This window comes from Paraburkholderia sp. SECH4, from assembly GCF_030511745.1.
Taxonomy (GTDB): Bacteria; Pseudomonadota; Gammaproteobacteria; order Burkholderiales; family Burkholderiaceae; genus Paraburkholderia; species Paraburkholderia madseniana.
In genome coordinates this window covers 342,661-362,451 of sequence record NZ_JALOCP010000003.1, presented here as the reverse complement: position 1 = coordinate 362,451, position 19,791 = coordinate 342,661, and the positions used below count along the sequence as shown (strand labels likewise).

Annotated in this window: 17 protein-coding genes; 10 read left to right on the top strand and 7 right to left on the bottom strand. The window is 60.8% G+C overall.

The features are described 5' to 3' along the window. Window positions 1–30: 30 nt before the first annotated feature. From M0D67_RS07060 to M0D67_RS07050, 3 genes are read left to right on the top strand one after another with little or no spacing between them, the layout of a single operon-like run. Window positions 31–240: a DUF1656 domain-containing protein gene (locus M0D67_RS07060; protein ID WP_054040146.1), complete on the top strand. Its 210-nt coding sequence runs from the start codon at window positions 31–33 to the stop codon at window positions 238–240. Then, window positions 237–1,256, top strand: a complete 1,020-nt coding sequence (locus M0D67_RS07055) for an efflux RND transporter periplasmic adaptor subunit (RefSeq protein WP_266238180.1) — start codon at window positions 237–239, stop codon at window positions 1,254–1,256. The genes M0D67_RS07060 and M0D67_RS07055 overlap by 4 nt, the downstream gene beginning before the upstream one ends. Next, window positions 1,253–2,791, top strand: a complete 1,539-nt coding sequence (locus tag M0D67_RS07050; protein ID WP_266238178.1) for an efflux transporter outer membrane subunit — start codon at window positions 1,253–1,255, stop codon at window positions 2,789–2,791. Before M0D67_RS07055 ends, M0D67_RS07050 begins: the two co-directional genes overlap by 4 nt. 259 nt (window positions 2,792–3,050) lie before the next feature. On the opposite strand, the gene M0D67_RS07045 is transcribed toward M0D67_RS07050, so the two are convergent. From M0D67_RS07045 to M0D67_RS07035, 3 genes are all read right to left on the bottom strand, one after another. Beyond that, the gene (locus tag M0D67_RS07045; RefSeq protein WP_266238176.1) at window positions 3,051–3,512 is read right to left on the bottom strand and encodes a (2Fe-2S)-binding protein; all 462 of its coding nucleotides are present in this window, start codon (window positions 3,510–3,512) and stop codon (window positions 3,051–3,053) included. Window positions 3,513–3,537: 25 nt separating this feature from the next. Next, a complete protein-coding gene (locus M0D67_RS07040) occupies window positions 3,538–5,808 on the bottom strand; it encodes a xanthine dehydrogenase family protein molybdopterin-binding subunit (RefSeq protein WP_266238174.1) in 2,271 nt (756 codons plus the stop codon). Window positions 5,809–6,089: 281 nt separating this feature from the next. Further along, a complete protein-coding gene (locus tag M0D67_RS07035; protein ID WP_266238172.1) occupies window positions 6,090–6,977 on the bottom strand; it encodes a LysR family transcriptional regulator in 888 nt (295 codons plus the stop codon). Window positions 6,978–7,077: 100 nt separating this feature from the next. Here M0D67_RS07035 and M0D67_RS07030 point away from each other — a divergent pair, with 100 nt between their 5' ends. After that, a complete protein-coding gene (locus M0D67_RS07030) occupies window positions 7,078–8,499 on the top strand; it encodes an aldehyde dehydrogenase family protein (RefSeq protein WP_266238170.1) in 1,422 nt (473 codons plus the stop codon). 59 nt (window positions 8,500–8,558) lie between these two features. On the opposite strand, the gene M0D67_RS07025 is transcribed toward M0D67_RS07030, so the two are convergent. From M0D67_RS07025 to xylA, 4 genes are all read right to left on the bottom strand, one after another. Then, window positions 8,559–9,758, bottom strand: coding sequence for a sugar ABC transporter permease (locus M0D67_RS07025; RefSeq protein ID WP_171925850.1), 1,200 nt, complete (start codon window positions 9,756–9,758; stop codon window positions 8,559–8,561). Continuing rightward, window positions 9,755–11,323 (bottom strand): D-xylose ABC transporter ATP-binding protein, encoded by a 1,569-nt coding sequence (gene xylG, locus M0D67_RS07020; RefSeq protein ID WP_154557821.1) that lies wholly within the window; start codon window positions 11,321–11,323, stop codon window positions 9,755–9,757. The genes M0D67_RS07025 and xylG overlap by 4 nt, the downstream gene beginning before the upstream one ends. Window positions 11,324–11,411: 88 nt before the next feature. Beyond that, complete coding sequence (gene xylF / locus M0D67_RS07015) at window positions 11,412–12,440, bottom strand: D-xylose ABC transporter substrate-binding protein (RefSeq protein WP_266238166.1); 1,029 nt, start codon at window positions 12,438–12,440, stop codon at window positions 11,412–11,414. A 175-nt stretch (window positions 12,441–12,615) separates the two neighbouring features. Further along, the gene (gene xylA, locus M0D67_RS07010) at window positions 12,616–13,938 is read right to left on the bottom strand and encodes a xylose isomerase (RefSeq protein ID WP_266238164.1); all 1,323 of its coding nucleotides are present in this window, start codon (window positions 13,936–13,938) and stop codon (window positions 12,616–12,618) included. Window positions 13,939–14,215: 277 nt separating this feature from the next. Here xylA and M0D67_RS07005 point away from each other — a divergent pair, with 277 nt between their 5' ends. The 6 genes from M0D67_RS07005 to M0D67_RS06980 all read left to right on the top strand — a co-directional run bounded on the left by M0D67_RS07005 (window position 14,216) and on the right by M0D67_RS06980 (window position 19,723). Continuing rightward, on the top strand, window positions 14,216–15,433 hold the full coding sequence (locus M0D67_RS07005; protein WP_171925885.1) for a DNA-binding transcriptional regulator: 1,218 nt from the start codon (window positions 14,216–14,218) through the stop codon (window positions 15,431–15,433). Window positions 15,434–15,466: 33 nt separating this feature from the next. Beyond that, window positions 15,467–16,552, top strand: coding sequence for an aldose epimerase family protein (locus tag M0D67_RS07000; protein ID WP_266238162.1), 1,086 nt, complete (start codon window positions 15,467–15,469; stop codon window positions 16,550–16,552). Window positions 16,553–16,725: 173 nt separating this feature from the next. Then, window positions 16,726–17,037, top strand: coding sequence for a DUF4148 domain-containing protein (locus tag M0D67_RS06995; RefSeq protein WP_266238160.1), 312 nt, complete (start codon window positions 16,726–16,728; stop codon window positions 17,035–17,037). 794 nt (window positions 17,038–17,831) lie between these two features. Further along, complete coding sequence (locus tag M0D67_RS06990) at window positions 17,832–18,908, top strand: polyamine ABC transporter substrate-binding protein (RefSeq protein ID WP_233464703.1); 1,077 nt, start codon at window positions 17,832–17,834, stop codon at window positions 18,906–18,908. A 126-nt stretch (window positions 18,909–19,034) separates the two neighbouring features. Continuing rightward, window positions 19,035–19,397, top strand: a complete 363-nt coding sequence (locus M0D67_RS06985; RefSeq protein WP_266238158.1) for a cupin domain-containing protein — start codon at window positions 19,035–19,037, stop codon at window positions 19,395–19,397. Between the two features lie 86 nt (window positions 19,398–19,483). After that, complete coding sequence (locus M0D67_RS06980; protein ID WP_266238156.1) at window positions 19,484–19,723, top strand: hypothetical protein; 240 nt, start codon at window positions 19,484–19,486, stop codon at window positions 19,721–19,723. Window positions 19,724–19,791: the final 68 nt, after the last annotated feature.

Sequence of the window (19,791 nt, the reverse complement as noted above, 5' to 3'; positions counted from 1 at the left end):
ACCCAATCCTCTCCTTTGCCCGTTCCCGCGATGATCGGTGAAATCGATATTTTCGGCGTGTTCGTGCCGGCCGTGCTGGTGCTGATGTTGATCGCCTATCTGATCAACCTGGCCATTCGCACGGTGTTCGAACGCGTCGGCTTTTACCGCTTCGTCTGGCATCGCTCCATCTTCGATCTCGGCATCTATGTGCTGGTGCTGGGCCTTGTCGTCGTCGTTTCGCACAGACTAATAACGTGAAAAAAACCTGGTTCTCAGTCGGTCAAATTCTGCTGACCCTGATCGTCGTCGTGGTTGCAGCCTTCGTGCTGTGGAAACTGGTCGCCTATTACATGTTCGCGCCGTGGACTCGCGACGGTCATGTACGCGCCGACGTGATCCAGGTTGCACCGGATATCTCGGGGCTGATCTCTTCGGTCGAGGTGGTGGACAACCAGCAGGTCAAACAAGGCCAGGTGCTGTTCGTGATCGATCAGGCCCGCTACGCGCTCGCACTGCGCCAGGCACAGGCCACCGCGCAGCAACGCCGCGCTACGCTCGATCAGGCGCGCCGCGAAGATGTGCGCAATCGCCAGCTCGGCAACCTGGTTGCGGCGGAAGTCGCCGAAGAAAGCCGTTCGCGTGTCGAAACGGCGGAAGCCGCGCTCGCCGATGCGAACGTCGCGATCGATACGGCCAAACTGAATTTGCAACGCACTACCATCGTGAGTCCGGTCGACGGTTATCTGAACGACCGCGCGCCACGTACCGGCGAATTCGTCTCGGCGGGCCGTGCCGTGCTGGCGGTCGTGGATATGCATTCGTTCCGCGTCGACGGTTACTTTGAAGAGACCAAGCTGCGCGGCATCGACATCGGCCAGCGGGTCGACATCCAGGTGATGGGCGAGCCGAACGTGCTGCGCGGCCACGTGCAAAGCATCGTCGCGGGGATTGAAGACCGCGACCGCACGCAAGGATCGAATCTGCTGCCGAACGTGAACCCGGCATTCAGTTGGGTGCGGCTCGCGCAACGGATTCCGGTGCGCGTTGCGCTCGACGAGGTGCCTGCCGACTTCCGCATGATCGCCGGACGCACCGCGACGGTGTCGGTGCGCGATCTGTCGCCGACCGGCAAGCCGCGTCCGGCTGCAGGCGCTTCGGGTACGGTGGATGCATCGGCGGCTTCGGCTTCGGCTACTTCTGCTGTTCCGGCTGCCTCCGCAGCTTCTACTGCGCAACCGGGATCTGCTGCCGTCATGTCGGGCGCGTCGCAATGAAGCTGTCACGCGCCCTTCCCTTATTGCCGCTGCTGCCACTCTTGCCGTTGAGCATCGCGCTCAACGGCTGCGTGAATGTCGGCCCCGATTACGCGCTGCCGAAGCAGACGCTGGTCAACGCGCCACTCGCCAATGCGCCTATCGAAGGCGCCGATGCCAAGCTGACCACGCGGCAGAACGTGCCTGTGATCTGGTGGAAGCTCTATGACGATCCGGTGCTGAACAACCTCGTCGACGAAGCGCTGCAGTCGAATACCGACTTGCGCGTCGCGGCGGCGAACCTCGCGCGTTCGCGTGAAGCGCTGGGTGTCGCGCAGGCTCAAGGCGGCTTCTCCGGCAAGAGTTCGGTGCTGCTTGAACGCGCGCAGGAATCGGCCGAGCAGTACCTGCTCACCGAGAAGCTGCCGGTCGTCAACGAAGGCGATATCGGCATCAGCATCTCGTACGAAATCGATCTGTTCGGCAAGCTGCGCCGTGGTGTCGAAGCGGCTGCGGCGGATACGGAATCCGTGCAGGCGGCCGGCGATCTCGCGCGGATCACGGTGGTCGCGGATGTGGTGCGCTCGTATGTCGACCAATGCTCGGCCGCCGAGGAACTCAGGATCGCGCAGCAATCGCTGGCCTTGCAGAAGGAACGTGTGGACGTGTCGCGCCGATTGCGCGACGCCGGCCGCGGCAATCAGACCGATGTGACGCGCGGGCAAACCCAAGTCGATACGTTGGCGGCGGATATTCCGCGCTACACGGCGCGCCGCCAGATTGCGCAATACCGGCTCGCGGCGCTGCTCGCACGCGCACCGTCCGATTTGCCGCCAGCCGTGCTGGCCTGCAGCACGTTGCCGCAGATCCGTCAGCCGATTCCGGTCGGCGATGGCGCCGCGCTGCTCAAGCGCCGCCCGGACGTGCGCGAGGCCGAGCGTCAACTGGCAGCGTCGACGGCGCGCATCGGCGTCGCGACGGGCGCGTTGTATCCGACGGTGAGCATCGGTGCGTCGGCGGGTTTGACGGGGATTCTGGAGGACCTCGGCACCTCGCCGACGGCACGCTGGGCCTTCGGTCCGCTGATCAGTTGGACCTTCCCCACGAATGGCGCGCGGGGCCGTGTGCGTGAAGCGCAAGCTTCAAGCAATGTTGCGTTGGCAAAGTTCGACGGCGTGGTGCTGACCGCGTTGCGCGAAACCGAAACCAGCCTCGCGACCTATGCGTCCGACTATGCCCGCGCCGACGCCTTGCGTGCCGCGTTGAAGTCGGCCACCGCGTCGGCGGATGAAACGCATCGCTTGTATCGCGCCGGACGCGAGTCGTTCATTTCGGATCTGGATGCGACGCGCACGCTGACTTCGACGAAGTCTCAGGTTGCGGCCGCGGAAGGTCAGGTGGCGATCGATCAGGTCAACCTGTTCCTCGCGCTGGGCGGTGGGTGGGAGACTGATGCGCAGACTGCGCCTAGGACAGAAGTGTCTAACGCCGCGACTCCCGCTGCTGCGGCGCCGGCTAAGGCGGCCATGCCGACGGCGGCCACCAAAGCGCCCTAACCCTCCCGCCTCGTCTCATCCGGGTAAATCGCTATTATTGACAAGCTTTCTTTTACCTTTCAATTCAGGTTAAATACGAGCCTCAACATCACACGGTACGGGGTCACGTATGTCGCAATTCATGCAAGGCGCAGCCACACTGGGTGGTTGTATCGGCGTTTTCACGGTAGTGGTGGCGGTCGTGGAGATGCTGGCGAACTGAGCCCGCCGGGCTCGTGATCGGCTCACCCAGGCGTCTCTGTCTGCGGTGATGCCGGCCTTAAACGGGCCGCCGTTTCGCAGCCGCCTGGTGAATCGCCGCCCTTACCCTCGGATACGTGCCGCAACGGCACACAATGTTGGACATCGCCGCGTCGATGTCCGCATCGGTGGGATTGGGTTTCTGTTTGAGCAGCGCGCAGGCCGCCATCAGTTGCGCGCTCTGGCAATAACCGCACTGCACCACGTCGAGATCGATCCACGCCGCTTTTAACGCCTGCGCTTCGGCGCCCTGCACGCCTTCGATCGTCGTGATCTTCTGCGAGTGCAAGCTCGACATCGGTGTCTGGCAGGCAAGGCCCGCCTTGCCGTCCAAGTGGATCGTGCACGCGCCGCAAATGCCCACGCCGCAGCCGAACTTGGTGCCGGTCATGCCGAGGTCGCAGCGCAGCACCCACAGGAGCGGCATATCCGGTTCAGCTTGCACAGCAACCACGCGGCCGTTGATGTTTAGCGATCCCATGTTTTCTCCGTCAATCTGAAGCGTTTCACGCGACCCTCAACGGCAACGTGCGCAAGCGCTGGCCGGTCAGCGCGAATACCGCGTTGGCCACCGCCGGCGCAACCGGCGGCACGCCCGGTTCGCCGACGCCCTGCGGGTGCATCTGGCTCGGCATGATGTCGACTTCGATCACCGGACAGTCGTTCATCCGCACAACCGGGAAATCGACGAAGTTCTTCTGCGTCACCTGCCCGCCGACGATGGTGATTTCGTCCTGCAACGCCGTCGAGAGGCCGAATACGATGCCACCCTCCATCTGCTGACGAATCAGGTTTGGATTCACCGGCAGTCCGCAATCGATCACGCAGACCACCCGATGCACGCGAATCTGCTTGTTCGCACCGACCGATACTTCCGCCACCTGCGCGACGACACTGCCGAACGCTTCGTGCAGCGCGACGCCGCGTGCCCGCTTTGTGCCATCGGCAGCATGTGTCAAGGGATGTCCCCAATTCGATAACGCGGCAACACGCCTTAACACAGCCAGATGGCGCGGATGCTGCGCGAGCAGCGACGCGCGAAACGCAATCGGATCCTGACCGGCGGCTACGGCGAGTTCGTCGGTAAAACCCTCGGTGAAAAACGCCTGATGCGAATGGCCGACCGAGCGCCAGAATCCAATCGGGATTGGTAATTCGACGATCTTGTGCGCCACGCGCGCAGTGGGCCATTCGTAGGGCTGATCGAATGCGCCTTCGCAAGTGGTCTTGTCGATGGGGATGCGCGGCACGCCGTAGTAACGCGCAAGCGATTCCGGCACGATCGCCTGACTCGCTGAAGTGGCTTGCCACGCGACGAGCTTGCCATCTTTGTCGAGACCGGCCTTGAGTCGCGACACGCACGCCGGACGATAGAAATCGTGGGTGAAATCCTCCGCACGCGACCAGATCGTTTGCACCGGACGACCACCGCCTTCGCGCGCAATCGCCGCGGCTTGCGCGATGAAATCGAGTTCGAGACGGCGCCCGAAAGCACCGCCGAGCAATTGCGTTTGCACGTCGACCTTGTCGGCGTCGATGTCCAGCACTTTCGCGACGTGCTGCCGCGCGAGCGCCGGCATTTGCGTGGAGACCCAAACGGTGGCCGCGCCGTCCGCAACCTGCACCGTGCAATTCACCGGCTCGACCGCGCCATGTGCGAGATACGGTGCGTGGTACTCGGCGCTGATCGTTCGCGCCGCGCCGCTCAATGCGGCTTCGACATCACCGCGGTGGTAGTAGGCGTGGCCGTTGCTGTCGTCCAGTGCTTGCGTAAGCTGGGTGTCCACGTCTGCGCTCGACAGCGTGGCTGCGGGGCCGTCATTCCACACCACGTCGATCGCACTCACCGCGTTCATCGCGCGGAACGGGTTGTCGGCGATTACCGCGACGCCGCCGCTGCCACCAGCGTAGGGCTTCAGCGAAAACGCCTTGATGAAACCCGGCATGCTCTTCGCAGGCGAAGCGTCGAAATGCGCCACCGTCCCGCCCAGCGTGGGGCACATCACCACGCTCGCATAGATGAGACCGTCCGGCAGCGCGTCAATGCCGAAGCGCGCCGTGCCGTTGATTTTCGACGCGGCTTCGATACGCCGCATCGGTTTGCCGATCAGTTTGAACTCAGCGGGATCTTTCAGCGCGACCTTGCGTGGCAGCGGTTGCTGTGCGGCCATCGTGGACAGCTCGCCGAAGCTCGCCTTGTGGCCTGCTGCGTGCACTACGTAGCCGCTTTCCGTATGGCACTCGCCGGGTGACACCTTCCATTGCGCGGCCGCCGCGCCGATCAGCATCGCGCGCGCCGAGGCGCCGGCTTCACGCATCGGCGTCCATAGATCGTTCATGCTCGATGAACCGCCCGTCATCATCGTGCCGGCGTCGCGCACCAGCTTGCGGGTCATCCAGACCGTGGCGCGCTTGACCGTGCTGTCGTCGTCCGGGCGAAACGGCAGATCGTCGACGATGTTCTGCACGCTGTTGTAGATCTTGTCGATCGGCGAGTTTTCCACTCGAACCTGCGACCAGTCGGCGTCGAGTTCTTCGGCCAGCAGCATCGCAAGGCCAGTGTGGATACCCTGCCCCATTTCCGCTTTGCACACCACGATCGTCACGGTGTTGTCCGCGGCGATTTTGACCCAGCCGTTGAGTGCGACCTGGTTGCCTTCTGCCGGCAGTGGCGTGGAGGGTGTCAGACGTTGGCCCGGCGGCAGCACCGACCAGCCGACCAGCAGCACGCCGAGCGCGCCGGCGCCGCCTAGCAGGAAGGTTCTGCGCTTTAACATCGTATGGCTCGATCAGCTTGCACGGTGGCGGGGACGCTGTGAAAGCGCGGGCTGGCGCGGGAATTTGTTTCGTCGGAACAGTAGTAAGACGGGAAAGTGGGTGGGGGACTGAAAGCTAAGGGGTTTCAGCCGACCTGCACAGTGCTGGCGGATGCCCTTCGAGGAAAGGGCGAATGCAAGCCGTGTGTCAGTTCATTAAATGTTATTCGTCGCGTGGTGGCACGCTGCAGCGCAACTGGCTTGAACGGCGGAAAAATGCGAGAGGTGGCGGATTTTTGCTTTCACCCGCCCTCCCGAATCATCTCAATCAACGCCCGCAACCCCGCCGGCACATGACGCCGCCCAGGATAATAAAGACATAGCCCGTCGAACGCCGGCGTCCAATCTTCCAGCACACGCTGCAGCGTGCCCGCTTCCAGATCCGCCGCCACATTCCATTCGGTCATATACGCCAGTCCGAATCCCTCGCGGGCCGCCTCCATGATGAGCAACGGCTCATCGAGCGTCAGCATGCCCTGCACATCCACGCTGAAAGCCTCGCCGCGTCGCTCGAACTCCCAGTGATAAATACGTCCGCTCGGCATGCGCATCCGGATACAACGGTGTGCACGCAGATCGTCCGGCTTGCGCGGCTTCGGATTTTCGGCGAAATAGGCGGGACTCCCAACGACTGCAAAACGCTGCGGCCGGTTGAACGGCACGGCGATCATGTCCTGCGGCACAATCTCAGCCAACCGAATACCGGCGTCAAAACCCTCCACCACGATATCGATCATGCGCCCCTCGGTGACGAGATCCAGCTTCATCTCCGGATAACGCCGTAGGTATTCCAGTAGCAAGGGCATCACCTGGCGCGCCGCGCCCGTCGATGTGTTGATGCGCAGCGTGCCAGCGGGCGTGTCGCGATAGCTGCCGGCCTGCTCGATGGCGACGCGGATGGTCGACAACGCCGGCGCCACACTGTCGACGAATTGCGCGCCCGCTTCGGACAACGACACGCTGCGTGTCGTCCGATTAAAGAGCCGCACGCCGATGCGCGCCTCCAACGCCGCAATCGCATGGCTCAGCGCCGATGTCGACACGCCAAGTTCCGTCGCCGCTGCGCGGAAGCTGCGATGACGCGCCACCGCAAGCACGCCTTCCAGTTCACTCAAACCGGGCGTCTTCATTATCCCATCCTGCTCAACGAATCATCCTCGATTATATGGCTAGTCGGCTTAATTCATTGAGCCTATCTTTGAGGCAACAACTTCCTGGGTAGGAGCTTTCATGCAGCAAATCGACAAGGTTTATATCGACGGCGCGTTCGTCACCCCGCACGGCGAGGAGTGGTTCGATCTTCACAACCCGGCTAAGGAAACGGTGATCGGCAAGGTGCGTCTGGCCGACGCGGAAGACGCTCGCCGCGCAATCGCGGCCGCCAAACGCGCCTTTCCGGCGTTTTCCCGCACCAGCAAGGAAGAGCGGATCGCACTGCTCGAACGCATGCACGCCGCTGTTCAAGCGAGAGAAGACGACCTGTTCGAAGCAATCGTCGAGGAATACGGCGCGCCGGTGTCACGCGCGCGCTGGATGGCGAAATACCCGGCGGACGTGCTGGCGGAAGTCATCAAGGTCTTGCAGACCTATGATTTCACGCGACGCGCCGGCACGGCCGACGTCGTCATGCAGCCGCTCGGCGTCGCGGGACTGATTACGCCGTGGAATAGCAATGGCGGCTTTATCTGCGGGAAGCTGGCTGCGGCGATTGCAGCGGGCTGCACAGCCGTCATCAAGCCGAGTGAAATGAGCGCGATCCAGACACGCATCATCACCGAGGCGCTGCACGAGTCCGGCTTGCCTGCGGGCGTGTTCAATATCGTCACCGGCCGGGGCGACACGGTGGGGGCGGAAATCAGCGCACATCCGGACGTGGCGAAGATTTCCTTCACCGGATCGACGGCTGTCGGCAAAACGATTCTGCGCACCGGCGCGGAGACATTGAAACGCGTCACGTTGGAGTTGGGCGGCAAATCGCCGGTGGTCATACTCGACGACGCCGATTTCGCGGAAGCGGTGCCGTTGGCGCTCCAGGCAGGGTTCATGAACAGCGGTCAGGCGTGTATCGCCGGTACGCGGATTCTTGTGCCGAAGAGCCGCCTTACGGAATTCGAAGAGCGGGTGCGCTTTGAAGTCGCTCGCACGCAAGCCGGTGATCCGCGCGATCCGGCTACGCAGATCGGCCCGATGGTCAGCCGCAAGCAGTGGGAGCGCGTGCAGCGCTACATCGGTATCGGCATCGATGAAGGTGCGAGATTGATTGCCGGTGGCGAGGGCCGACCGGAGGGAGTGGAGCATGGCTGGTTCGTGCGTCCGACCGTATTTAGCGGTGTCAGCAACGACATGACGATTGCCCGTGAGGAGATTTTTGGGCCGGTGCTGTCGATCATTGCGTATCGCGATACCGAGGAAGCGATTGCAATCGCCAATGACACGAGCTACGGGCTGCAAGCGTACGTACTCTCAGCCGATGCGGCGCGTGCTCGCGCAGTCGCCATTCGTATCGACGCAGGACGCGTACTGATCAACACGTTGGCGCACGAGCCGGCCGCACCGTTCGGCGGCTTCAAGCAATCGGGCATCGGGCGGGAATACGGGACGTTCGGGTTGGAAGCGTTCATGGAGCCGAAGTCGTTGCTCGGCGTGAACTAAAGCGTTTGATCGCTCAGCAGGCGGTGCGTCAGCATTTGCACGACGCACCGCCGGATGTTTCACCGCCGGTTCGATCCCGACACGACATCGATCCACACGGCCAGCACAAGAATGCTGCCCTTCACGATCATCTGCCAGTACGCGTCGACATCCAGCATCGACATGCCGTTATCCAGGCTCGCCATCACCAGTGCGCCGATCAACGCACCGTAGACCGTTCCGGACCCGCCGCGCATCGACGTCCCGCCGATAAAGCACGCGGCGATCGCGTCGAGTTCACCCATCGATCCCGCCGACGGTGAGCCGGCCGCGAGTCGCGCCGTATTGACGATCCCCGCGAACGCGCACATCAGTCCCATCAGTGCAAAGATGGCCAGCTTCACGCGGTTGGTATTCACGCCGGAGAGCCGCGTCGCTTCCAGGTTCGAACCCACCGCGTAAATACGCCGCCCGAACACGGTCTGTGTAGCGATCCACGTAAAAATACCCAGCAGCGCGAGCAGCAACAAAACCGGCACGGGAATGCCGCCATAACGATCGAGCGTGGCAACAAACGCGGCCAGAATCACGCCCGCCCCGACCACTTTCGCGACGTCCTGCCAGATCGGCACCACCCGCAACTTATAACGCTCACGGTTGCTTCGTTGTCGCACGGTCAGAAAGGCCAGTACGACAAACAGCACGACAGCAAGCGTATCGCCCGCAAAACGCGGCAAATACCCCTGACCGACAAACACGAAACCATCAGAGACCGGCGCAATCGTCGAACCACCAGTAACGCCAAGCAGAATGCCGCGATATGCCAGCATGCCACCCAGGCCGACAATGAACGAAGGCACACGCCGGTACGTCGACCACCATCCGTTGAACATGCCGACGAGCACGCCAAGCAGCATTACCACAGGCACGGTGACGCCAATCGGCCAATGCCGGTTCACATCGAGAATCGCCGCGACGCCGCCGAGCAAACCCAGCAGTGACCCGACCGACAGATCGATCTCGCCCGCGATGATCACGAACACCATGCCGCACGCGAGCATGCCCGTAATCGACATCTGCCGCAGCAGATTCGACAGATTGCGCGGCGTCACGAACGCGCCGTGCGTCAGAAAGGAGAAGAAAAGCCAGATCGCGGCCACGGCGATCAGCAACGCGAGAATCTTGTAACGCGCGAACAGTTGCTGAATGCGCTGCGGGCCACCGAATGCGCCTCGCGACGCAGGGCTGTCGGCGGGTTGGGAAGTGACGTCGGGAGTCATGCGGCACTCGCTTCGGTTGGTGCGGTCGGGTTGAGGGATCGCTGCACAGGACGGATTGCGGCGCTGAGAATGTCCTCTTGCGTGAGGCCGTCGTTGACGAAATCGCCGCGTAATTCGCCTTCGCCGATGACCAGCACGCGATCGCTGATGCCAAGCACTTCAGGCAATTCGGACGACACCATCACGATCGACATGCCGCGCTGTGCCAGTTGAAAAATCAGTTTGTAGATTTCGAACTTCGCGCCGACATCGACGCCTCGCGTCGGTTCGTCGAGGATCAGTACTTTCGGGTCGGTCAGCAGCATGCGCGTCAGCACGGCCTTCTGCTGATTGCCGCCCGATAGACTCGCAATCGAGAGCATCGGATGCGCCGCGCGCACTGAAAGCCGCTTCATCTCCGTGTGAATCGTGTCGAGTTCGGCCGCGGAATCAATGCGACCGCCCTTCGCGAAACGTTGCAACACCGCAAGCGTGATGTTGTGGCCGACACTCAGACCCGGCACGATACCGTGGCGCTTTCGATCTTCCGGCACCATACCGATGCCGGCGCGAATCGCATCGACAGGGGCGCGAATTTTCACCGGCTTGCCGTCCATCACCACGGTCGCCTCGCTCACACCGGGATACGCGCCGAAGATCGCCTGCATCAGTTCTGTACGCCCCGCGCCGACCAAACCGGCAACACCGAGAATTTCGCCACGCCGCAGCGCAAACGACACATCGTTCACGCGCTTTCGGCGTGGATTGTTGACGTCAAAACAGGTCACGTGGCGCGCTTCAAAGATCACGTCGCCAATGGGATGCGGTTCACGCGGAAACAGGTTCTTGATTTCGCGCCCCACCATCAGGGAGATGATGCGGTCAGTGGTCAGCGCGCGCATGGGTTCGGTCGCGACGTGGCGGCCGTCGCGAATCACGCTGATTGTGTCGCACACCGCCGCTACTTCGTCGAGCTTGTGCGAGATGTAAACGCAGGCAACACCGCGCCGCTTCAGATCGCGCACGATATCCAGCAGGATGTGTATCTCCGTAGCGGTCAGCGACGACGACGGTTCATCGAGGATCAACAGTTTCGCGCGCTTGTTCAGCGCCTTCGCGATCTCGATCAACTGCTGGTGGCCGCCACCGTAATTCATCACTGGTTGCGCGGAGTTGATTCCGCTTATGCCGAGTTCGCGCAGCAGTTCGTCGGCACGCTGATACATCGCGGCGTAATTCATTCGGCCACCGGGCAGCGTGATTTCGTTGCCGAGAAAGATGTTCTCTGCGACCGAGAGCTCCGGCACCAGCATCAACTCCTGATGGATGATGATGATGCCCGCGCGTTCCGTGTCTCTTATGCTCGCGGCCTTCAGCGGCTCGCCTTCCCAGATGATTTCGCCGTCCCACGTGCCGTGGGGATAGACGCCGGACAGCACTTTCATCAGCGTCGATTTGCCCGCGCCGTTTTCGCCGCACAAGCCGACGCACTCGCCAGGCGCCACCGTCAGGTCGATGCCGTCGAGCGCCTTCACGCCGGAAAACGCTTTAACGATGCCGCGCATCGTCAGTAATGGTTCACTCATTCGCTATGCCTCGCTGCAGGGCGCGCGGTCGCGCCGATGTGCCTGACGCATACCAGGCACATCGGCTTGAACTACGCACACGTTACGCTCATTGGCTCGCGAGCTGGGCCTGGGTGTAGAAGCCGTCCTTGACGACCACATCAACATTGCTCTTGGTGAGCAACGTGGGTTGCAGAAGCACCGTGTCGACCTTCTTCTTGCCGTTGTCGTACTGTGCATTGAAGGCTGGCTTTTCGCCCTTCGCAAGCGCGACGGAGAGTTTCGCCGCTTCGCCTGCAATCAGCTTCAGCGGTTTGTACACGGTCATCGTCTGCGTGCCGGCGATCACGCGTTTCACAGCAGCCAGATCAGCGTCTTGTCCCGACACCGGCACCTTGCCTGCCATGTGCTGTGCGGCAAGCGCCTGGATCGCGCCGCCTGCGGTGCCGTCGTTCGAAGCGACGATTGCGTCGATCTTGTTGTTGTTCGCCGTGAGCGCATCTTCAACGATACGCAGCGCCGTCGATGCGCTCCATTCCGGTACCCATTGCTGACCGACGATCTTGATGTCGCCCTTGTCTATCGCGGGCTTCAACACCTTGAGCTGGCCTTCACGCAGCATCTTGGCGTTGTTGTCGGTCGGCGCGCCGCCGAGCATGAAGTAGTTACCCTTCGGTTGCGCGTTGAAGACACCTTGTGCTTGCAGCTCGCCAACCTTCTCGTTGTCGAACGAGATATAGGCATCCACGTCGGCGTCGAGAATCAGGCGGTCGTACGAGACGACCTTGATGCCTGCTTTCTTGGCTTCGGCGACCACATTGCCGAGCGTCTTCGAATTAAACGGCACGATCACGATCACGTCGACGCCGCGCGAGATCAGGTTTTCAATCTGCGAAATCTGTCGCTCTTCGCTCGCGTCGGCGGATTGCACCGATACTTTGGCGCCGAGCTTTTCTGCCGCTGCAACGAAATAGTCACGATCGCGCGACCAGCGCTCGACGCGCAGATCGTCGATACAGAAGCCAATTTCCGGGTGGTCCTTGCTTGCGTGCGCGAGCGGCGCAGCAAGCGACAGGCTGGCGAGCATCGCTCCACACACGAGCGAACTCAGTACGGTACGACGCGTTGCGAATTTCATGTCTCACTCCTTGTTCTGATAGCCGGAATACCGGATTGGACGGTCTGCGCTGCGAGCCGCAGAACCGGACAAGCGACAACCCAAAGCTTCTTTTATTCGCGCGGTCAACGTGGCCGCGCGGTTTTTATGTCTTACTGCGTGCCCTTTTTCGGGCGGTTACTTCATGACTGCCTTTTTAGCGTCGGCTGTATATCGCCTGATTTACAACGTTTTCCAGTTGCTCCTGTCTGCCACTCACATGCTGCGGATTCAGGCCGCGCGTCAATGCATCCGCAGCCAGCGTCGAGAGCGAATAGTCGCCCTTCAGAATCTTGCGGCCGAACTCCGACTCCCAGCCCGCGTAGCGTTGACGTTTGAACGCTTCGAGCCGGTCGTTTTCGATCAGTGTCGCCGCACGCTCGACGGCGAGCGCCAGGTTATCGATTGCACCGATATGACCGAAGAACAGATCTTCCGCATCGACGCTCTGCCGCCGCACTTTAGCGTCGAAGTTCATACCGCCGGTGGTGAAGCCGCCGTGCTTGAGGATTTCGTAGAAAGCGAGAGTCAATTCTTCGACGCTGTTCGGAAACTGGTCCGTGTCCCAGCCGTTTTGTTGATCGCCGCGATTCGCGTCGACGCTGCCGAAAATGCCCAGCGCGTAGGCCGTGGCGATCTCGTGATGGAACGAGTGGCCAGCAAGCGTGGCGTGATTGGCTTCGATGTTCACGCGAATTTCTTTTTCGAGCCCGTATTGCAGCAGGAAACCGTGTACGGTCGCCACGTCGTAGTCGAATTGATGCTTGGTCGGCTCCTGCGGCTTCGGCTCGATCAGCAATGCGCCTTTGAAGCCGATCTTGTGCTTGTGCTCGACCACCATGTGCAGGAAACGGGCAAGCTGATCACGTTCGCGTACGAGATCGGTATTGAGCAGTGTGTCGTAGCCTTCACGGCCGCCCCACAACACATAATTTTCGCCACCGAGCAGTTGGGTCGCGTCGAGCGCATGGCGAACCTGCGTCGCAGCGAACGCGAAAATCTCGGGATCAGGACTAGTCGCCGCGCCTGCTGCATAACGCGGATGCGAGAACAGATTGGCCGTGCCCCACAGCAATTTGACGCCGGTGTCCTGCTGCTTGCGCGCCAGATAGTCGGCGATGCGGGTGAAGTTCTCGCTGTAGGTTTTCAGGCTGTCGCCTTCCGGCGCAACGTCGGTATCATGAAACGTGTAATACGGCGTGCCGAGCTTCGAGAAAAACTCAAACGCGGAATCCGCCTTTTGCTGCGCCCGTTCCATTGCGTCGCCGGCTTGCTGCCATGGACGCCGAAACGTCCCTTGCCCGAAAATATCGACGCCCGGCCAGACAAACGTATGCCAGTAGCACACAGCGATGCGAAGATGTTCTTCGAGTGTCTTGCCGAGCACCCGCTTACTCTTGTCGTAATGGCGATACGCAAGCGGGTTATCCGATTGCGGGCCCTCGTAGCGGATCTCGGGAATGTGTTCGAAGTAGGACATCAGCGTCTCCTGTTTTATGCTGCACTGCAACCCGTGCGACATCGCCGCGCCGGTCGACAAGGTGACGCCATGCTGCCGCTTGCAAGGTGCACCGGCAATTGCGAAATTGCGCAGCGTGCTTGATGTTTCTTACCGCCCATGCGTTTGTTTCACACCGGCGCGATCTTCGCGGCCTAGAATAACCAGACTCTTAAAAACGGTGCTGCCTTCAGAGCACACCCAACAACAGGAGACGAAGGCGCTGCGAATCCCAACGATTCGCACGCCACCCACTGCCATGACCCGTCCGCAAACACCACAGACGACCCATCGGATCGCGCTGCTGTTCAACGCGAACAAGGTGTATGACCGCGAGATCATCACCGGCATCGGCAATTACCTGCTGTCGACGCGCGTGGCGTGGGATCTCTTCCTCGAAGAAGATTTCCGCTGCCGGTTGACGGGTATCGAGCGTTTCGACGGCGACGGCATCATCGCGGATTTCGACGATCCCGCTGTGGGTGAAGCGCTGCGAGATTGTCCGTTGCCGGTGGTGGCGGTCGGTTCATCATTCGAAGATCCGGCGCACTACCCCCCGGACTTACCCTATATCGCGACCGATAACGCCAAGCTCGTTTCGCTTGCCTACACGCATCTGATCGGCGCGGGACTCGAGCACTTCGCTTTGTATAGCCTGCCGCAAGCGCAGGAGAATCGCTGGGCGCAGCAACGTGAGTTGGCATTCGCTCACCTGCGCAGCACGGACGGCCATAGCGCCGAGCAGATCGGCACCGAGATCTATCGTGGCCTGTCGACCAGCGCGCCGTCGTGGAATCAGGCAACCGAGCAGCTCACCGCTTGGCTCGCCCAGTTGCCGAAGCCGGTCGGCATCATCGCCGTCACCGACGCCCGCGCACGGCATCTGCTGCAGGCATGCTTGATCGCGGGTATTCCCGTGCCTGAAGAAGTGGCGATCATCGGCATCGACAACGATCCGCTCACGCGAACGTTGACCCGCATTCCGCTTTCCTCCGTGATTCAAGGCACCGAGGAAATGGGCCGCACCGCCGCTCACTTGTTGCATCAAATGCTGCACGGCGCGCGTTTTCCGGGGCGGCGCATTCTCGTACCGCCGGTGGGCATCAATGTGCTCGAATCGACGAAACACCAGCCGCTCGCGAGTCCGTATGTGATGCGTGCGCGGCACTTCATCCGCCAGTACGCATGCCAGGGCATTCGCACCGAACAGGTTGCCGATTACGTGGGCGTGTCGAGATCGTCTCTCGAAGAGTACTTCCGGCGCGAACGGCAGTGCACCGTGCATCAGGAAATCCTGCGCCATAAACTCGATGTCGCGAAAGCGCTGCTGGCGAAGCGCGATGCGTCGAGTGCCGAGGTGGCGATCCGTTGCGGCTTCACGTCACTGCAATACATGTACGCGGTGTTTCGCCGCGAACTCGGCTGTACGCCGCGCGAATACCAGGACCGTGTGAATTCGACGGCAGAGCCCGGCTGAGCATGCCTTTCACCTTCTCTTTCTACCGACGACATGATCAGCATCGCACCACTTTCCTCTGAGCCATGGGGCACGCTGCCCGGCGGCGATCCTGTGCGGCTCTTTACGCTGCGCAATGCGCACGGCATGAAAGTCGCCATCAGCGACCTGGGCGCGACGCTGGTCTCGTGGCATGCGCCGGACCGCGCGGGTCGTCTCGGCGACATCCTACTCGGCCACGACACGCCCGCCGAATACGTTGCGGCCACAACCTACATGGGCGGATTGATCGGCCGTTGGGCGAACCGCATTGCCGATGCGCGTTTCACGCTCGACGGCATCGAGTACACGCTCGATCGCAATGAAGGCGCGAATCTGCTGCATGGCGGCACGCAGGGTTTTCATCGCACACTGTGGGACGTGAGCGAAGACAACGGTGCGCTGGTTATGCGTCTGGAATCGCCCGAAGGCGACGCCGGCTTTCCGGGCAACGTCACGGTGCAGGTGCGCTACACGCTCGACGACGACGGCACCTTGACGATCGCCTATGAAGCGATCACGGACGCCCCTACGCCGCTCAATCTGACGAGCCATCCGTATTTCAACCTGACGGGTCGGCGGGGTGCCGACATTCGCGGACATGTGCTGTCGATCAATGCCGACCGGTTCTTCGAAGTCGATGCGTCGATGATTCCTTGCGAGCTTGCCGAAGTGGCAGGCAATGCGTTCGACTTCAGACAGAGCGCGCCGATCGGCGCACGGCTCGATTGGCCGCATGCGCAGCTTGCGAGGGCCGGTGGCTTCGATCACTGCTATGTGCTGCGTGACGCGCCTGACGCCACGATGGCCGGACGCGAACCGCAGGTACGCGAGGTTGCATGCGCCTATGACCCCGGCAGCGGACGCGAACTGACCGTCTCGACCGATCAGCGCGGCTTACAGTTCTACACCGGCAATTTCCTGAAAGGCGACACGGGACGCGGCGGCATCGCCTATCAGGCGTACTCCGGACTGTGTCTCGAAGCGGGCGGCTTTCCGAATGAAGTCAATATGGCCGAGCAGGATCAGGTCATCGTGCGACCTGGCAGCGCATACCGGCAGATGACGGCGTACCGCGTAGGTGTACGTTCTGGAGTCTGAAGCAATTCTTCAAATCTTAGGAAGAGCATTACATAACGCCGACTTATCATTTGCTGCAAGACTGAATTACGGGTTTAGGGGTTTGCCCTAGATCGCCCGCTTCCTAGAATCCCTCCATAGGTCGCCGAACACATGTTGCGGCGCCGAATAAAACATCCTCGGAGGGACGCATCATGAAATCACTGATCAAAGCAGTCGCAGTGGTCGTTGTTCTCGCAGCCCCGGTCGCTTCGTTCGCACAGTCCGAGCAACCGCTGACCCGCGCGGAGGTCAAGGCGCAACTGATCCAGATTGAACAGGCCGGCTACAACCCCGCCGCTGCAACCGACTCGACCTACCCCGCGGACATTCAGGCAGCCGAAGCACGCGTAGCCGCACAGCATGACGCCACCGGTTATGGTTCTTCGGCAAACGGCTCATCGCAAACCGGCACACCCGTACCCGCTGCGCCCGCGGTTCAGCCCGAACCGATGGGCGGCCAGTAAAACGCTAACGTTGTCTGTTGTTGCGTAGTTCGATGCGAGCCATGCTTGTTGAAGCATGCGCTCGCATGAACGCGTTCCACTGCGCATGACTATGACAGCGCAGTGTCAGAAAATCCTTTGACGAAAATAATGGCTCATATATCCTAGGGCGGCAGTCTGGTGGTTCTCGCAGCGCGGTCAATCTGCATCAGCGAGGACTTCTACTCAACGTCGCTTCGGGTTCCATCGTGAAAGTCCGTGGTCCATTGGTGAGATATCAGCCTGGTCGGGAAAGAACCTTCCTGTCCGGCTGTTCTATCGCTCATCAGGGGAGCAACTGCGCTTCGCCATCCCGCCCCCTGTCCATCGATACCGTGTTGTCGCGTCGCTCTGTCCGTCGACACAACGTCATTGCAGCACCCGCAACTATCGGGGTGCGTACCGACGAAATCGCGTCGCTTCTGCCTTAGCCCCCTTCTCTTTTCGCGAGCAAGTGTTGCATGCGATCAGGCCGCTTTATCTAGCGGTCGAACGTCTGCAATGCATTTGTCTGTCCGCGCTTTGCATTTGTCTTGCTAGCGTTGGCCGGCTTATAGCGCTCGCCTCTCTGCGTCCCTTTTAGCTCTGCTGTGCGCTTGCGCTGCGGCAGGCGGCGTCACGTCCCTGATTCGTCCGCACTCGTGCAGGACATAAGGACGTGCGGGTCGTCACGCTCGTGCATCGGTGCCTACGCTGCGGCGAAAACTGAAGATCGAAACCAAGGAGATAGTCGAATGAAGATCCGTCATGCCAAGCTTCTCTCGCTCACCGGCACGATGCTGTGCTCGTTGACCGCCCTAACGCCGATGAACGCTGCACACGCAGCGGATACGACGATCAACGTCTACAACTGGTCGGACTACATCGCCAAAGACACGATTACCGGCTTCGAAAAGCAATCCGGCATCACGGTGAAATACGACAGCTACGATAGCGACGACACACTGCAGGCGAAACTGCTGGCAGGCAGTTCCGGGTATGACATCGTTGTGCCCACATCGAGTTATATGGCGCGCCAGATCGAAGCCGGCGTGTATCAGAAGATCGACAAATCGAAGATGCCGAACCTCGCGAACCTCGATCCGGGTTTGATGAAACTGATTGCCGATGCGGACCCCGGCAATCAATACGGTGTGCCTTGGGCCTGGGGCACGGACGGTGTCGGCTATAACGTTCAGGCCGTAAAAAAGGCTCTCGGTGCCGATGCGCCCGTTGATAGCTGGTCGCTGTTGTTCGACCCTCAGAATCTTTCCAAGCTGAAGAGTTGTGGCGTGTCTTTCCTCGACGCAGCGGCGGATGTTTTCCCGGCCGTGCTTCAGTACATGCATAAGGACCCGAACAGCACCAATCCCGGCGATTACCAGGCCGCATACGAAGTGCTGAAGAAAGTGCGACCGTATATCACGCAGTTCAATTCATCCGGCTACATCAACGATCTGGCGAACAACGATATCTGCGTGGCGTTGGGCTATTCGGGAGATGTGGGGATTGCACGGCGACGTGCGTCGGAAGCGAAGCGTTCGTATGATGTGCGGTTCTCGAACATCAAGGACGCCGGCCTGCTCTGGATGGACGTGATGGTGATTCCGAAAGATGCCCCGCATCCGGAAGCGGCGATGAAGTGGATGAACTACATCGAAGATCCGAAGGTAAGCGCGGCGATTACGAACGAAGTGTTTTATCCGACTGCGAATCGCGCGGCGAGGCAGTTTGTGACGCCGGCGATCGAGCAGGATGCGAATGTGTATCCGCCTGAAGCCGTGCTGAACAAGATGACGTTGATGCGGCCGCAGCCTGCACCGATCATGCGGCTTGAGAACCGGCTGTGGGCGCAGTTGAAGTCGGGGAGTTGAGTTCGGTTTAGCTGATGCAGTCTGCTGACGGTAGGTGTCACCTTTTGAGCGTGGCGCATGCAGTGGGTGTGTGCGCTACGCCCTTTTTGAAGCTTTGATTTTTAACTCTGTTTGCATCGAGCCATTATGAGCATTCTGAATATCGTAGATTTTGCGCAACCTGCCAAGGAAAGCGTTGAGTACATGCCGAAAGCAGAAGCGGTGCTTGCCGGCAATCCTTCGCAGCTTGTTCACACGCATTTTGCCAGTCCCTGTGGGCAGCTCGCGGCTGGCGTTTGGGAGGGAGCTTGCGGGCAATGGACGGTGAACTTCACCGAGAGTGAGTATTGCGAAATACTCGAGGGCGTGTCCGTGATTCGGGATGCGCATGGGACTAGCAAGACTGTGCGGGCTGGGGACCGGTTCTTGATTCCGGCGGGATTTAAGGGGACGTGGGAAGTGGTTGAGCCGTGTAAGAAGATTTTTGTTTCGGTGGAGTTTAAGGGGTAGGTTGCGGTGGTGGTGCTGCTTTCAGGCTTCGCTGTTGATCGCGCATCACGGGTGGAGTCTGGTCGATCGCATTCCTCGCTTTTCTGGTGACCTATCAATTCATGTTCTGGATACCGACTTTGCTCGTGTCGTACGGATTTTCGCCAGCGAGCGCGGCGTTGGGCTCCGCGGCGAGCGCAATCGGCGGCATTCTACTAACGCTTGGGTTTTCGCCGCAGCGAATCGTGTTGTTCAACTGCTTGCCGATTTTCCTGATTATTGCCTTGCTCGCGATCTCGCAGCTCTACCCGCGACGGTCGCGAGCTGGTCACGTGCGTACCGATTGACGGCGGCAAGGTCAGGAGTGTTCGTCGATCCACGCCTCGTGCAACACTTGAGATGTTGAGCCAGGATG